Annotated in this window: 12 protein-coding genes; 8 read left to right on the forward strand and 4 right to left on the reverse strand. The window is 53.4% G+C overall.

All coding sequences use genetic code 11. The features are described 5' to 3' along the window. Positions 1-65 precede the first annotated feature (65 nt). From scpB to LJE94_17845, 4 genes are read right to left on the reverse strand one after another with little or no spacing between them, the layout of a single operon-like run. Positions 66-824: an SMC-Scp complex subunit ScpB gene (gene scpB / locus LJE94_17830; protein MCG6911963.1), complete on the reverse strand. Its 759-nt coding sequence runs from the start codon at positions 822-824 to the stop codon at positions 66-68. Then, positions 824-1537: a segregation/condensation protein A gene (locus tag LJE94_17835; protein ID MCG6911964.1), complete on the reverse strand. Its 714-nt coding sequence runs from the start codon at positions 1535-1537 to the stop codon at positions 824-826. The genes scpB and LJE94_17835 overlap by 1 nt, the downstream gene beginning before the upstream one ends. 3 nt (positions 1538-1540) lie before the next feature. After that, entirely contained in the window at positions 1541-2527 is a 987-nt protein-coding gene (gene trpS / locus LJE94_17840; protein ID MCG6911965.1) for a tryptophan--tRNA ligase, read from the reverse strand. A 42-nt stretch (positions 2528-2569) separates the two neighbouring features. Continuing rightward, positions 2570-5230, reverse strand: coding sequence for a CBS domain-containing protein (locus LJE94_17845; GenBank protein ID MCG6911966.1), 2661 nt, complete (start codon positions 5228-5230; stop codon positions 2570-2572). Between the two features lie 259 nt (positions 5231-5489). Between LJE94_17845 and LJE94_17850 the strand changes: the two genes are divergently transcribed. From LJE94_17850 to lpxD, 8 genes are all read left to right on the forward strand, one after another. Beyond that, on the forward strand, positions 5490-6695 hold the full coding sequence (locus tag LJE94_17850) for a type II secretion system F family protein (GenBank protein MCG6911967.1): 1206 nt from the start codon (positions 5490-5492) through the stop codon (positions 6693-6695). A gap of 182 nt (positions 6696-6877) precedes the next feature. Then, entirely contained in the window at positions 6878-8164 is a 1287-nt protein-coding gene (locus LJE94_17855; protein MCG6911968.1) for a two-component sensor histidine kinase, read from the forward strand. A gap of 458 nt (positions 8165-8622) precedes the next feature. Further along, positions 8623-10128 carry a lysine--tRNA ligase gene (lysS, locus tag LJE94_17860; protein MCG6911969.1) on the forward strand — a complete coding sequence of 502 codons (1506 nt, stop codon included), beginning with the start codon at positions 8623-8625 and terminating at the stop codon, positions 10126-10128. 57 nt (positions 10129-10185) lie between these two features. Next, positions 10186-11418, forward strand: a complete 1233-nt coding sequence (locus tag LJE94_17865; protein MCG6911970.1) for a lipoprotein-releasing ABC transporter permease subunit — start codon at positions 10186-10188, stop codon at positions 11416-11418. Between the two features lie 13 nt (positions 11419-11431). Beyond that, on the forward strand, positions 11432-12157 hold the full coding sequence (locus tag LJE94_17870) for an ABC transporter ATP-binding protein (GenBank protein ID MCG6911971.1): 726 nt from the start codon (positions 11432-11434) through the stop codon (positions 12155-12157). Positions 12158-12165: 8 nt separating this feature from the next. After that, complete coding sequence (gene bamA, locus LJE94_17875; GenBank protein MCG6911972.1) at positions 12166-14799, forward strand: outer membrane protein assembly factor BamA; 2634 nt, start codon at positions 12166-12168, stop codon at positions 14797-14799. 114 nt (positions 14800-14913) lie between these two features. Continuing rightward, positions 14914-15471: an OmpH family outer membrane protein gene (locus tag LJE94_17880; GenBank protein MCG6911973.1), complete on the forward strand. Its 558-nt coding sequence runs from the start codon at positions 14914-14916 to the stop codon at positions 15469-15471. Positions 15472-15493: 22 nt separating this feature from the next. Further along, positions 15494-16534 carry a UDP-3-O-(3-hydroxymyristoyl)glucosamine N-acyltransferase gene (gene lpxD / locus LJE94_17885; GenBank protein ID MCG6911974.1) on the forward strand — a complete coding sequence of 347 codons (1041 nt, stop codon included), beginning with the start codon at positions 15494-15496 and terminating at the stop codon, positions 16532-16534. Positions 16535-16563: the final 29 nt, after the last annotated feature.

A 16563-nucleotide genomic window follows, 5' to 3' on the forward strand; every position in this document is an offset into this window, starting at 1 on the left:
AATTTCAACGCTGGGCTGAATTTACCCCCTTATTACAGTTGTTTATGCAACGAGGGGGGGTTAGGTCATGCGGGAGGCGTGTCCTTTTCCGTATCCGGCTCCCCGGCATCATCCCCCCGGGGGGCGGTTGTTGAGATCGGGGTGTCCGGTTCATCCTTTTTTTCTAGCGTTATTTCTGTTTCCGACAACTGTTCCGCCAACGCTTCCCTGGAAGATTCAGGTGGCGGTTCTTCCCCCGGTTCCTTTGCCGGTTCTTCCCCTGGTTCCTCGGCTGACTCTTCGTCCAAGTCCCCGTCCAGGGGCGCCTTGTTCAGTTCCTCGATCTCCTTGGGCGTGGGAAGGTCCTTCAGGTTTTTCAGTTCGAACAATTCCAGAAACTGCTTGGTGGTCGCGTAGATGATCGGCCTGCCCGGTATCTCCTTGCGTCCCAGGACACGAATCAGTTTGCGCTCCATGAGCATCCGCAAAACGCCGCCGCAGTCCACCCCTCTCAAATGTTCGATGTCGCTGCGGATTACCGGTTGTTTGTAGGCGATGATGGCCAGGGTTTCCAGGGCGGGTTTGCTGAGGCGCGCGGGCCTGGGCTGGATGAACTTTTTTATCCACTGGATGTACTCCGGCCGGGAGCGGAACTGGTATCCGCCGGCGACCTCGCGCAGCACGAAGGCGCCGGTGCGGGACTCGTATTCGGCCTGCAGTTCCTGAACGGCCTCCCTGATCTCCTTGCGGTCGGCAAGTTCGACGACCTCCTTGATCCTGTCCAGGGCCAGGGGTTCCTCCGAAACGAAAATCAGGCTTTCGATGATGTTCTTCAAATCTTCCATTACACGTAAAATACCCTGATGATACCCGAAGACAGGTGCTGGGCGATTTTGATCAGGTTCAGTTTGACCATTTCAAGCAGCGCCAGAAAGGTCACGATGATTTCGCTTCTGGTGGCTTCTCCGGCGAAAAGCTCGGTGAAGGTCATGGTGCCTTTTTCCTCCAGGAGGTCCACGATTTCCGTAATGCGCTCCTTGACGGACACCCGGTCGGCCTCCATGTCGATTCTGTGGTTGTCGGGGATGTTCTTCAGGATCTTCTGGAACGCGTCTATCAGTTCAAACAGTCCGACCTGGATCACCTGCTCGCTTTCTTCGAACTCCCTGAACTCCCCTTCGGCATAGGCCCTGGCAAAGGTTTTTTCCCCCAGGAGATTCCTTTCGGCCAGCTGATCGGCAACCGACTTCATCTGGAGGTATTCGATCAGGGGCCCGGTGAGCTCCATGCGCGGGTCCTCTTCCTCTTCCTCGTTCCCGTGGGTGGGCAGGAGCGTGCGCGATTTAATCTGGGCCAATGTTGCGGCCATTACCAAAAAATCGCCGGCAAAGTCAATATTCATCATCTTCATCCAGTCGAGATACTCGATGTACTGGCGGGTGATGAGGGCGATGGGAATGTCGTAGATGTCCACCTCGTTTTTCCTGATGAGGTGCAACAACAGGTCCATGGGGCCTTCGAAGACATCTTCGAGCTTTATCTGATAAGGAGTTCCCATTGTTTAAAAGGAAATCGCGGCCCTGGTTTCTTCCATGGTTGCCCTGGCGACCTTGGACGCTTTCTCACTGCCGTTCGTGAAAATTTCGTCCACCAGATCCGGGCGCTCAAGGTAGTAGGCCCTTTTTTCATGAATGGGGGCCATTCCTTTTATCAGAAATTCCGCCATCACCTTCTTACATTCCACACAACCTATTTCCGCCTTTCTGCATGCTTTTTCGGTGGTTTTGACGGTTTCTTCATCCGAGTAAAGCTTGTGGAATTCGTATACATTGCAGACATCCGGATCCCCGGGATCGCTTTTTCTGGCGCGCTGGGGGTCCGTGATCATCTGCAATACCTTGGCCCTGATTTCGTCGGGCGTATCGGAAAGATAGATGGCGTTGTCGTAGCTCTTGCTCATTTTGCGCCGGTCCAGGCCCAGAATTTTTGGGGTCCGGGTCAGAATGGCGTCGGGTTCGGGAAAAACGTTGCCATAGAAATAGTTGAAGCGCCTGGCGATTTCCCGCGTGATTTCAACGTGGGGAACCTGGTCGACCCCCACAGGAACGCCGTTGGCCTTGTACATGATGATATCTGCGGCCTGCAGTACGGGATATCCCAGAAAGCCGAAAGTAGACAGGTCTTTGTTGTTGATCTGTACGATCTGGTCCTTGTAGGTCGGGTTGCGCTCCAGCCAGGGCACCGGGGTGATCATGGAGAGAATCAGAAACAATTCGGCATGCTCCTTGACCCGGGACTGCACAAAGAGGGTGCTTTTTTCAGGTGAAAGACCGGCACTCAACCAGTCCACCATGATGGCCTTGACATAGCCGGGAAGATGTTTCGGGTCTTCGTAGTCGCTGGTCAGGGCATGCCAGTCGGCGATGAAGAAAAAACATTCGTATTCGTCCTGCATGTTGACCCAGTTCAGCAATGCCCCGTGAAGGTTTCCCAGATGCAGCGGCCCGGTTGAACGCATGCCGCTGAGTACTCTTTTTTTCGTTGCCATTCCATTCTCCAAATTTAAATTTATTGTCAATCTCTTACGATTTCAAGATTTTTTGGCGGCCAGAAACTCCTTTGCAAACCGCAGTTCGTCCTGGCGGGTTTCGAGCTTGCCGTTCAAGCGGGCCGTCATGACGGCCGACATGATCTCCCTGTAAACGGGTCCCGGTTTCAGTCCCAATTTCATCAGGTCCTTGCCCGTGACGGTAATGCGTACATCCCTCAAATTGGTCACATAGTTCGATATTGCCCGCTTGACCCTCTGGAACCGCGTACAGGCCATGAGGTAGAGAATCAGTTCTATTTTCAAGACCGATAGGCTGTCGTAGAGGGTGCTGTTGTCGAGCCTGGTATTTTTTTCCAGCGAGTAGAGTATTCTTTCGGCCTGGAACCGTTCCCTGGTGAAGATTTTTCGGTACCGCGGTGCCAGTTCGAGGCGCTGGCAGATATCTTGCGAGGTTTTTCTGTCACAGTTCCGGATCAGGGCCATAAAATAAACGGCCCATTTTATATAGGATTCCTTCAGAAAAAGCAAATCGTGCCATGCAATGACCTTCCTGGTTGAATTGAGCAGTGAAAACAATTCATTGTCCGCTTTTATCGAGGGGTGGATCACCTTGAGCAGGTTGTAGTCCTGCAGCCGCTCAATGGTCGGCGTGGGGTTGTCCTCCTCCAGGATCAGTCGCAACTCCGTAAATACCCGGCGGCCGCTCAGCCGTTTGAAGAAATCCATTTTCACCGCATTTTCGATGAGGCCGGTGGTCAGTTTACCGATGGTGAAACCAAAGCGCTGTTCGAAGCGCAGCGCGCGAAACACCCGGGTGGGGTCCTCCACGAAACTGAGGTTGTGCAGGACGCGGATAACCTTTTCCTTGATGTCCTTGTGAGCGGAGAAAAAGTCGATCAATGTGCTGAATTTGCCGGCGTTTAACCGTATGGCCAGCGTGTTCATGGTAAAATCCCTGCGGAAAAGATCCAGTTTGATGGAGCTTGTCTCGACCACAGGCAGAGCGGCCGGAAATTTGTAATACTCGAGGCGTGCGGATGCCACATCGATTTTGAAGCCGTCAGGGAAGGTGATGACTGCGGTGCCGAATTTGGCATAGGCGTGGACCCGGGCGTTCTTTTGCCCGGCAAACTTTTTTGCAAAGGCGATGCCGTCACCTTCGATGACGATATCGATGTCTTCGTTGGAGCGATAGAGAAACAGGTCGCGTACAAATCCGCCGACGACGTAGGCGTTGCATCCGATTTCGTCGGCGGTTTCCCCTATTTCCCGCAACAAATCCAGAAGAAACGGACCGATACGCTCTTGCATGAAGTTGGAGATGTTGCGTGTGCGGGCGTGTTCCAGCTTTTCGGGCAGCTCGTTCGGGCCGATGGCACGCCGGTTTTTACGCCTTACGAGGATATTGAGCAGGTCGGTGCGGGTCACCACACCGATAATTGCATCGCCCTCTATGACCGGAAGGATACGCTGCTTGTGTTCGATGATTTTTTCCTGAACTTCGAGCATGTCCGCTTCGGGTGCGACGGACACCATCTCCGTGGTCATATACTCGCGTACCGGAACCTGCTTCAGCTTGTGGTAAAGGGCTTTTTCGATAACCTGCCTGGAGATGAACCCGACCAGTTGCCCTCCCTCTTTCTCCGTGACCAGCAGGGCGTTGATATTGTAGCGGGTCATGAGCTCGCCGGCTTCCCGGCAGGACACATCCGCCCGAACCGTGATGGGCGGCGAGGACATGAGGTGTTTGGCGAGTCGCCTGGATTGAATCTTGCTGTAGAGGATGTCCAAAAGTCGCTGTTCGGTCTGTGCCAGGGTCATATCCTTGATGGTCGCTGCTGCGGCGTAGGCATGTCCCCCCCCTCCCAGGGCGGTGACGATGACACCCACATCGACTTCTGGTATGCGGCTGCGGGCCACGACGTAAACCTTGTTTTCCATGAGGGCGATGGCGAAAATGGCATCCAGGTCTTCCATTTTGACCATTTTGTGGACCAGGAAAGCGAAATCGGGAACATAGCGGTCGGTGGATACGGTGGTCAACACCACGTCGACACCATTGATGTTGCGGCTGGTGGAGGCCTGGATCATGTCGTTGAGAATGCCGATCTGTTCAGGGCTGATTTCGCGGGCGATCAGGTTGGCGATCATGTTCAGGTTGGCGCCCCTGGACAACAGAAAGGAGGCGGCGATAAAATCGTTTTGGGTGGTGGAAGGGAAGGTGAACGATCCGGTATCCTCATAGATGCCCAGGCACATGATGGTGGCTTCGTCGGGAGATATGTCGATCTCTTTTTTCTTGAGAATTTCCACGAGAATGGTCACGGTGGCTCCGAGCCGTTCCAGAACCATGTGGGTTCCTTCTATATCGTTTTCCATATGCGGGTGGTGATCGTAGATATGAATGTCCAGTCCGGCCCTGTCGAGAATGCCGGAAAATTTTCCGATGCGGTTGGGCTGCCGCGTGTCCACCAGGACCAGCCTTTCTATCTTTTTGAAATCAATATCTTTTACATTGGCGATATTCAGCAGGTACACCATGGATTGAATGAAAAAATTGCGCAGATTTTTTTCCTGGGAACCGGGAAAGACGACCAGGGAGTCGGGGTAGAGCTTTTGCGCGGCCAGCATGGAGGCCAGTGCATCAAAATCCGCATTGATGTGGGTGGTGATGACCGTCAGCCCCTTGTCTCTACCCATGGTGGTGGGATCCCTTTTCCATTACCATCGAGATGGCAGCATGCTTTTCATATTGCCGTACCGCAGGCGTCTGCAACGCCGGCGAAAAGCGAAGCAGATCATATTTTAATTGCCCGATCAAGAGATTAAACAAGGATACCCATATACGTAAAAGCGCAGCAACGCAAAGAATAAATTCCGAAAACTATTGTCGTTCGGGTTATATTATGGTAATAATTTCCGACTCACCTATTAAGACATCTATACCAGGGGGAATGTTATGCCGGTCTATCTTTGGGTAGGGAAAAACAGAAACAACGATGTACAGAAAGGTGAAATCGATCTTCCCAATGAAGATGCTGTCAGAAGCCACTTGAACAAACTGCGGATTACACCCACCAAAATAAAGAAAAAACCGAAAGACCTTTTCGAAAATGTGGCCTTCTTGCAGCCTCCGGTCAAGGAAAAGGACATCATCGTTTTCTGCCGGCAGTTTTCCACGATGATAGACGCTGGCCTGCCCATTATCCAGTGCCTGGAGATTCTCCAGGCTCAGCAGGAAAACAAAACATTCAAGATAATGCTCAAAAAGATAAAGGAATCGGTGGAGGGAGGGCAGACCCTGGCGGAAGCCTTGAGGAAATATCCCAAACATTTCGATGAGTTGTTCGTCAATATGGTCGCTGCGGGTGAAGCCGGCGGCATCCTGGACACGATTCTGCGCCGCCTGTCCGCCTATATGGAGAAGGCGGCCAAGCTCAAGGGGCAGGTGAAGGGCGCCATGACCTACCCGATCATTACGATCATCGTGGCCGTACTGGTGGTGGGCGTCATTCTGGTGTTTGTCATTCCGGTCTTCGAGGAGATGTTCGAGGGGTTGGGCGGCGATCTCCCGACGCCGACAAAAATCGTCGTGTCAATAAGTGAATTTGTAAAAGACAAGATCCTTTATCTCATCATTGCACTGGTGTTGTTTATTTTTGCCTTCCGAAGGTATTACCGCACGAACCGGGGCCGCATCACCGTCGATGCCATGCTCCTCAAGCTGCCTATTTTCGGCATATTGCTGAGAAAAGTGGCTGTGGCAAAATTCACCAGGACCATGGGAACCATGCTTTCCAGCGGTGTAGCCATTCTGGAAGCGTTGGACATTGTGGCAAAAACGTCGGGGAACAAGACCATCGAAAGGTCCATTTACAATGTTCGTTCCGCCATTGCGGAAGGGCAGACCATGGCTGATCCCCTGCAGGCTACCGGTGTGTTTCCGCCGATGGTGTGCCAGATGATTGCCGTTGGAGAAGCTACGGGAGCCCTCGATGCGATGTTGGGTAAGATCGCCGATTTTTATGACGACGAAGTCGATCAGGCCGTGGAGAACCTGACATCCATGATCGAACCGTTCATGATGGTGTTTTTGGGAACCGTCATCGGTGCCCTGGTGGTGGCCATGTATCTGCCGATTTTCAAGATGGCCGGCGCTGTCTAATCACCGGCTGACAAAAGAAACCCCGTCGCTGGGGGTAAGCCGGAATATCCAATATCCAACAATCAATGTCCTGCCGTGTTTGGTAATCGTGATCATTGGAAATTGGATATTAATTCCTAAACCTCGACAAGCGCAGATTAGGAAATCATTGGATATTCGATTCCGGACTGTCCGGGTTGGGTATGAATTTTAAGAAGACTAAGCCGGAAGGGGACCTTCGCCCGAAGCTGCAGCCGCTGATCCTTTTCCGAATTTTATTCACCTCCATTCTTCTGGGATCAACCGTCATCCTGCAGCTCAGCGAGGATGCCTCCCCCTTTTCCCAGTCACTCCTGGTCCTGTACGTCCTGATCGCCTGCACACTCATTCTGTCATTAATCTATGCGATCATATTGCCCAGAATCAAGCGCGTGCTGCTGTTTGCAATCGTTCAGATCGCCGTGGATACGGTTGTGGTGACGATGATCGTTTTCGTCACCGGCGGCTATTCGAGTTTTTTCAGTTTTCTGTACCTTCTGGTGATCATCTATTCGAGTGTCCTGATTCACCGGCGCGGCAGCATGTTCATGGCTTTTTTTTGCGGTTTGCAGTACTGCGCCATGATTTTGCTGGAATATTACGGCGTGTTGAACCCTTACGGCCTGGAAAACAACCCGCTGGCGATGGAATATGAATGGAGCCGGATTCTGTACAAGATTATTTTCACGGTGCTGGCCTGTTTTGCCGTGGCCTTTTTGAGTGGATTTTTGGCCGAGCAGACGAGGCGCACCAGGGGAGAGCTCAAAGACATGGAGGAACATGTCAAACGGGTGGAGAAGCTGGCCTCCATGGGCGAGATGGCGGCCGGTCTGGCCCACGAGATAAAAAATCCGCTGGCGTCTCTGGCGGGTTCCATCCAGATGCTGCAGGAGGAGATGGCCTACAATTCAGAAAATTACAAGTTGATGCAAATCGTTTTGAGGGAGACGGACCGCTTGAACTCGCTGGTGAGTGATTTCCTGATGTTTGCCAGGCCGCCCAGGGGAAATCTGGAAAAAATAAAGCTGGACAAAGCGCTGGAGGAAATTCTGGTGCTGTTCGAAAAGGACGGCGCCTGCAGCGGAAGGATTGTCATCGAGCGCCGGTTGGTGCCCGACATCTGGGTCGAAATGGACCCGGTTCACCTGCGGCAGATTTTATGGAATCTCCTGCTGAATGCGTCCGAAGCCATCGAGGAGCGCGGCAGGATATCGGTATCTATGGAGCGTCTCAGGTCCCGCAGTGTCAAGGTCGTGGTAACCGACGACGGCATCGGGATCCCCGAGGCATGCCTGGCGCATATATTCGATCCCTTTTACACCACAAAAACACGGGGAACCGGCTTGGGCCTTTCAATCGTACACCGCATCCTCGAATCCTATGCCAGCCGGCTCGAGGTCGAGAGCGAGCCTGGAAACGGCACCACCTTCAGGTTCGGGCTTAAAACGTAATTGCTCAGCTGCCCCGGCTTGTCGGGCGTCGCTGGCAGCGAAGCCCGAAGGGGAAGCAACGCGGCAAAATAGACACCATCCTTGGAATTCACGATTGGAGAAATCGCAGAGATAGTGCTGGTGTTATTATATTTTCTATAATAACAGTTTATTATATATTATCTGCCATGTTGATTATGCAACTGTGGGGTTGACACTCCAGGGTAAATACGTTACCAAACACAGCTCATTTATTTTCGGGGTTCGGGCGATAAAACATTCCGTCCGGTATTGTTGTGATCAACCATACACCGGCGTCGAGGGTTTCGAGTTTTAAAGTTTGAAACCCTCCGGGATTTCCGGCTTCACCGCATCTGCGGCCAAACCGAAAATCGCTCACGTTGGGATATACATTAGAAACATGCGTCGGTATCGTTATCGGTGGCCGGCCGTCTTTAATGAATTGGAATGATGGAAAAATGGAGAAAAGTGAAGTTCTTGAGAAACGTCAGCAGAAAGTATCTGAATTAAAAGAGAAAATAAATCTATTCCCCAATCAGTTCAAGGTGGAGAACACCGTTCGGGAAATACGGGAAAAGATAGACGGCCTGGCGCTCGCCGATGTCGGCGCTTCGGAAGCAGCCTCCGCCAAGGAGCGGTTCGAGATCGAGACCTTTGTTGTCGCCGGCCGCATGATGGCCATCAACCGCTTCGGCAAGGCCAGCTTTATTCGCTTTCGGGACCGGACGGGGCAGATGCAGGCCTATGTGCGCAAGGACAGAATCGGTGACGAGGCCTACAGCCTTTTTAAGCAGTTTGATATCGGTGATCATGTGGGGTTGAAAGGGAGCATGTTCCAAACCAGAACCGGTGAGTGGACCCTGCTGGCGAATGAACTGACCCTGGTCTGCAAGGCCATGAAACCACTGCCGGAAAAGTTTCACGGCCTGAAGGATCCTGAGAAGCGCTACCGGCAGCGCCACCTGGACCTGATCATGAATCCCGAGGTTCGCGAGGTGTTCATCCGCCGCAGCGGCATCATCCAGGCCATCCGTTCATTTTTGCTGGAAAAGGATTTTTTCGAGGTGGAAACGCCCATGATGCACCCCATACCGGGCGGAGCGGAAGCCTCACCGTTCAAAACACACCACAACGCCCTGGGGATGGACCTTTTTCTGCGCATAGCGCCCGAGCTTTACCTCAAACGCCTGGTTGTGGGCGGGTTCGAAAGGGTCTTTGAAATCAACAGAAATTTCAGAAACGAAGGCGTGTCGGCCCGTCATAATCCGGAATTTACCATGCTGGAGTTTTACCAGGCTTACGCGGATTATGAAGACTTGATGGAGCTGACCGAAGAAATGCTTTCTTGCGTGGCACGAGAGGTGATCGGTGAAGAGCGTTTCAGCTACCAGGGAAATACCATCGATTTGAGCGGCAAATGGAAACGCATGACGATGGCCCATGCGCTCGAAAAGGTGGGGGGGATGGATCCTGGCCTGTTGGGAGATCGCCAGGGCCTGCTGAATTTCGCTGCGGAAAAGGGGATCAAGATATCTAAGAAGGGGCGGACGGGAAAGATCATTACCAAGCTTTTTGATGTGCTGGTCGAACCCGAACTGGTTCAGCCGACCTTTATTACCGGATATCCGGTGGAGGTGTCGCCCCTGTCGCGCCGCAGCGAAACCGACCCGACCCTGACGGAGCGTTTCGAACTGTTCATCGCCGGCAGGGAAATTGCCAACGGATTCTCGGAACTGAACGACCCCGATGACCAGAAAGAGCGTTTTCTTCAACAGGTCGAGGACCGGGCGGCCGGTGACGATGAAGCCCACTATATGGATAACGACTACATCGAGGCGTTGTCCTACGGCATGCCGCCCACTGCCGGAGAAGGCATCGGCATCGATCGCCTGACCATGCTGTTGACCGATGCCGCTTCCATTCGGGAAGTTATCCTGTTTCCGCATATGAAGCCCAATCCCTGATACCCCGAACGATTGCAACGTTGAGGGTAAATTTACATCAGGAGAGTATGAAAATTTATGTCTTTTGAATACTTTATCGGCACGCGCTATCTGAAAGCCAAACAGAAGCAGTCCTTTATATCCATGATCACCGTTCTGTCCGTGGCCGGGGTGACGGTGGGGGTCATGGCCCTTATTGTCGTCATCGCCGTCATGTCCGGCTTTGAAGACGACATGAAGTCCCGCATTCTGGGTGTGGAGTCACACCTCGTGCTGATGCGCCACGGCACCTTTTCAGACTATCAGCCGGTTATCGAGAGGATGGAGAAGGTGGCGGGCATCGAAGCGGTAACGCCTTTTATCTACTCCCAGGTCATGCTGCGTTCCTCCCATGGCGTATCTGGATCCGTACTCAGGGGCATCGACCCCAAGAGCGCCCCAACCGTTCTCAAAGGCGTGGATATCGGAGCGCTGTCGGATCAGCCAGCCGGCTCGACGCAGGAAGCTCAGGAGATGCACGTTCCCGGCATCGTTTTGGGCAAGGAGCTTGCCAGAAGCCTGCATGTGCTGAAAGGAGACATGGTGCAGGTGATCACCACCAAGGGGATGATATCCCCCATCGGCCATGTTCCCACGATGCGGCGATTCGTTGTCAAGGGCTATTTCGAAACCGGGATGTACGAATATGACGGCGCCATGGCTTACGTGACGTTGAAGGCTGCCCAGAAGCTCCTGAGAATGAAGGGGGCGATCAGCGGCATCGAGGCCAGGGTGACCGATATTTACAAGGCCCGGGAGGTTGCCGAACGCCTCGTGGAAGTGCTCGGCTATCCCTACTGGGTCCGGGACTGGATGCAAATGAACCGGAACCTCTTTTCGGCCTTGAAACTGGAAAAGACCGTCATGTTCATCATACTGGCATTGATCATCCTGGTGGCGGCATTCAACATTGCCAGCAGCCTTATTATGATGGTAATGGAAAAAACCAAGGATATCGCCATCCTCAAGGCCATGGGGGCCACCGACGGTGCCATTCGCAAGATATTCGTTTTTGAGGGTATGCTTATCGGCGCCATCGGAACGTTTCTGGGGGGGGGGATCGGGTTTGTCCTGTGCGCCCTGCTGGAAAAGTACAAATTTATCGAACTTCCCGGCGATGTGTATTACCTGACCACGCTGCCGGTGAAACTCGACGTGTCGGATGTTGTCGTCATCGCTCTGGCCGCTCTGGCCATCTGCTTTCTTGCGACGCTTTACCCGGCACGCCAGGCTTCCAGACTCGATCCGGTCGAGGCGATACGCTATGGGTAGGGGATTGCATTCAATGTCCGATAAGAGTAAAGCGTCGACAACCCGCGTATCGGCGGATGCACGGCTGCTCATCCAGATGCGGGGCTTGTTCAAGAGCTTTTCCAGCAATGACGTGTCCATCGATATCCTCAAGGGCGTCGATTTCGACATCCCGGCCGGAGAAACGCTGGCGATCGTGGGCGCATCGGGGATCGGCAAGTCGACACTGTTGCATATTCTCGGGACCCTGGACCGCCCCGACAGCGGCAAGGTGCTGTTCAAGGGTGAGGACGTTTTCAGCTACAGCAGCGCAAAACTGGCCGCATTCAGAAACGAAACCATCGGGTTCATGTTTCAATTCCACCACCTGTTACCCGAATTCAGCGCATTGGAAAATGCCATGATGCCGCTCCTGATCAAGGGGATCAGCAAAAAAGCGGCAGCGGTAGCTGCCGAATCCATCCTGGTGAGGGTCGGCCTCAAGGAAAGGCTTGCCCACCGGGTGGGGAAACTGTCCGGAGGGGAACAACAGCGTGTGGCCCTGGCCAGGGCGCTGGTTCTAAAGCCGAGTGTGCTGCTGGCCGATGAGCCCACCGGGAATCTGGATCAGAAGAACAGTGAGCAGGTTCACGATCTTCTCTTTCAGCTGAATCGGGAACTCGCCATGACGATGGTTGTGGTCACTCACAATATGCAGCTTGCCGCCTATATGTCCCGCTGCGTCACCATCGTGGACGGGCAACTCGTGGACAAGGGGTGAGCCGCCTGATGATAAAACGCATTTTCCCGATCCTTTGCATGGTGGCGGCTTTCGCCCTGCCGCTTTCCGTTCAAGCACGGGAAGCGAGGAAAGCGGTCGTGCTCCCTTTTGCCATCAACGCCCAGGAAGACCTGGCATATCTCGAAGATGAAATTCCCGAACTTATCAAGAAGCAGCTGCGCGAGGAGAACGCACGCATCCTCGATCCCGACGCCGGAGATCTCTCCAACTGGAGGAAAGCAGGGGAAAATCCCGACGTGGCCGCGCGCATCGGGAAAAAGGCAGGTGCTGAAAATGTCATCTGGGGGAGCCTGACCCGGGTCGGCCAGCAGTTCAGCCTCGACGCCAAACTGCTGACGCTCGACGGCGGGACCGCATTGAAAAGCTTTTATGCCGAAGGAAAGGGCATCGATCATCTGCTTGCCGCCATCAGCAAACTGGCCGGCGATATATCCGTAAGCCTCTTCGGCAGTGAAAAAATAGAGGCCATACGCATCGAGGGAAACCGGCGCATCGAAAAGGATGCGATCATGCGCTACATCCGGACGAAACCCGGTGATATATATGTCCCCAAAGACCTTTCAGATGATCTCAAATCCGTCTATTCCATGGGATACTTCGAGGATATCCGTATCGAATACGAGGATGGGAAGGATGGGAAAATCATCATTTTCAAGGTAAAGGAAAAGCCGACCATCAGACGCATCAAGTTCAAAGGCAATAGAGCCTATGACGATGAAGAGATTCTGGACAGCATGAACATCAAGTCGGGATCGATACTCAATATATTCAAAATCCAAAACAATATCATCCGGATCGAAAACCTTTACAAGGAAAAGAATTACCACAATGTCAAGGTAACCTACTCGGTTGAAGAGCTGGAGAACAATCAGGGAGACCTGCTGTTCACCATCGAAGAAGGCAAAAAAGTCAAGATCAAAGAGATCAGCTTCGAAGGCAATACGGTCTATACGGACAAACAGCTGAAAAAGATTATCAAGACAGATGAAAAGGGTTTTTGGTCCTTCCTCACGAGATCGGGCGAACTGAATCGGGACGATTTGCGCCAGGACGTTACGCTGCTGGCGAATTTTTACCACAACAACGGATACATAGAGGCAAAGGTGGGGGCGCCCCTGGTTGAATTCAGGGACGATATGATATATATAAAGTTCAAGATTACGGAGGGTCCCCGTTTCAAGGTGGGCTATGTCGGTATTACCGGAGACCTGATTCTGCCCGAGGACCAGTTGCGGGAACGGCTGCAGATCACTCAGAAAACCTTTTACAGCCGGGAAACGATTCGCAACGACGTTGTGGCCATCACCGACATCTATTCCGACGAGGGGTATGCCCATGCCGATATTTTCCCGCGGGTCGACAAGGATTTAGATAACTTAAAAGTAGATATCGAGTTCGTTATCAAAAAGGGCAAGCAGGTCTATTTCGAGGCCATCGTCATCGGCGGGAACAATAAAACCCGGGACAAGGTCATTCGCCGGGAACTGCAAATTTACGAACAGGAGCTGTTCAGCGGAAGCCGCCTGAAAAGAAGCATGCGGAACCTTTACCGCCTGGATTTTTTCGAGGATGTCAAGGTCGACATGGCTGAGGGCAGCAGCGACGACAAGATGGTGCTGAAAATCGATGTCGCCGAAAAATCCACCGGGAGTTTCAGTGTGGGGGGCGGCTACAGCAGTGTTGAATATGCCTACGCGACCGCATCGGTGCAGCAGCGCAACCTGTTCGGCCGGGGACAGGATTTGCAGTTGAGGGGGCAGGTCAGCGGTGTTTCCCAGACCTACGTGCTCAGTTTCACCGAGCCCTATTTTCTGGACACGCACCTGTCGACCGGTTTCGACCTGTACAACCAGACCCGGGATTACAGCTCATATGACAAGGACAGCACCGGCGGCAAGATACGTTTTAGCTTTCCCACTTGGGACTACACCCGCTTTTACTGGCAATACGCCTATGATGTCAGTACGGTATATAATATCGATGAGGACGCGGCCAATTCCATACAGGAGATGCGGGGCACCAACATCACCAGCAGCACCAAGGTGACCATGAAGTACGACTCCAGGGATAAAATTTTCAATACCACCGAAGGCGCTCTGAACAGCGTTTCCATGGAGTACGCCGGTATCGGGGGCGACGTCGCCTACACCAAGTACTTGGGCGAATCCGGATGGTACTTCCCGATGTTCAAGGGGACGGTGGCTATGCTGCACGGAGAACTGGGCTACGTGCACGAGAACCCCGGTGGATTTCTGCCCGACTACGAAAAGTTCTACCTGGGCGGCATGAATACGGTGCGCGGCTTCAAGTGGCGCGACATTTACGCCGTGGACGACAATGGGGACGAAATCGGCGGCAATTACATGGTACAGTTCAACGCGGAATACCAGATACCGCTGGTGCCGGAAGCCGGTGTGGTGGGGGTCCTTTTCGTGGATGTGGGCCAGGTGTACCGTGAAGACCAGATCGACAATCTGGGACCGACGCGCGAGAGTTGCGGCGGCGGTTTCAGATGGTATTCACCCGTGGGCCCCATCCGTTTCGAATACGGCTACATCCTCGATCCGAAGCCAGGCGAAACCCGGGGCCGCTGGGAGTTTTCCATGGGAACGGTTTTCTGATATGGATGCGGCATGCGCAGCTGAAAAGGGATGGCCGCCGGGACCGTAAGAGGATAGAGAACATTTAACAGGTGAAAGGGTTAACGAAAAGCGGGCAATAAAGAGGTGAAAAACATGAAAACAGCTGTATCGCTACTTGTGACAATAACCGTGGCACTGTGCCTTGTTGCCGCGCCCTGCATGGCGGCGGATGTCGCCAAAATCGGCGTTGTGGACATTCAGAAGGTGCTGCACACATCGGCTGCCGGAAAGAGTGCCAAAGCGGAAATCAACAAGAAGGCGCGCGAAATGGAAGGCTTGCTGAATGATAAAAAAGGCGAGATTGAAAAGCTGCAGGCCGACCTCGAACGTGAATCGCTGGTCATGAGCAAGGAAAAGCGCGATGAAAGACAGCGCGAAATCCGCATCAAGGTCAACGACATCAAGGCGCTCAAAGAAAAATTTGAGAAGGACCTCAAGGTCATGGAAGGCCAGGTCATAAAAAGGATCCAAAAGGAGTTCGAGTCGATCGCCCAGGCGATGGGCAAGGAGCAGGGATATCTGCTCATCATTACCAATCCGGTCGTGGTCTACTCGCCGAATTCCATCGACATCACGGATGAACTGATCCAGAAATACGACGCTGTTTATAAGGAAAAGGGCGGTTCCTTCGACTTTCAATTGAACCCGTAGCCGGTTAGAGGTCGGACCCATCATGCGTTTTACTGTAGGAGAGGTGGCGGAGAGGATAAGCGGCAAGGTTCGCGGTGATGCGAACAAACCGGTTTCAGGCGTGGCGCCGTTTGAAGAGGCTGCCGGAACAGACATTACCCTGGCGGCCGAGGCCAAATTCATCAAGCGTCTCGGCGAAACGGATGCCGGCTGCATCATCGTTCCGGACGACTGCCGGAGCGACGCAAGCGACTTGATTCTGACGCGGAACCCGCGGGTGGCCTTTGCCAAAGCCATCGCGCTGTTTCACCCCCGGCCTGAACCGTCGGCGCGTGTCAGCGAACAATCCGTGGTGGGGAAAGCGGTCGTTTTTGGCGATGCCGTCGACGTGGCGCCCTTTGTCAGTATCGGCGACCGGGTCAGAATGGGCAGCCGGGTCAGAATTCATCCGCACGTTTTCATTGGCGATGATGTCACTATCGGGGATGATGTCGAAATCAAACCCAACGTAACTGTCATGGAACGTTGCACCATCGGCAGTCGGGTCCTCATCCAAGCGGGAACGGTTGTCGGCAGCGACGGATTCGGCTTCGCGCCCGATGGTGAGACGTATCATAAAGTGCCCCATGTCGGCACCGTTGTGATCGAAGATGATGTGGAAATCGGCGCCAACAATGCCATTGACAGGGCAACCTTCGGCAGGACCTGGATCCGCAAGGGCGTCAAGACGGACAACCTCATACAGATTGCCCACAATGTCGAAGTCGGGGAAAACACGGTCATCGCCGCTCTCACGGGCATATCCGGCAGCGTCACCATCGGCAGGCACGCTGTCTTGGCGGGTCAGGCCGGTATCAGCGGCCACCTGACCATTGGCGACTATGCCGTGATCGGCCCGAAAGCCGGGATTGCCAAACCGGTGGCCCCCGGCGAGACGGTTATGGGCGCCCCGGCCGTACCGATAAAGATGTTCTTGCGGCAGAGCAGCCTGTTGAACCGTTTGCCGGACATGAAAAAGAAACTGGCCGAGTTGGACAAAAAAATGCGTGCACTTAAATTATCCAAGGATGGGGATGAACAATAGCGTCCCTTGTCCGCTAAACGCCTGGAGTC

The organism is Deltaproteobacteria bacterium, from assembly GCA_022340465.1.
GTDB lineage: Bacteria > Desulfobacterota > Desulfobacteria > Desulfobacterales > B30-G6 > JAJDNW01.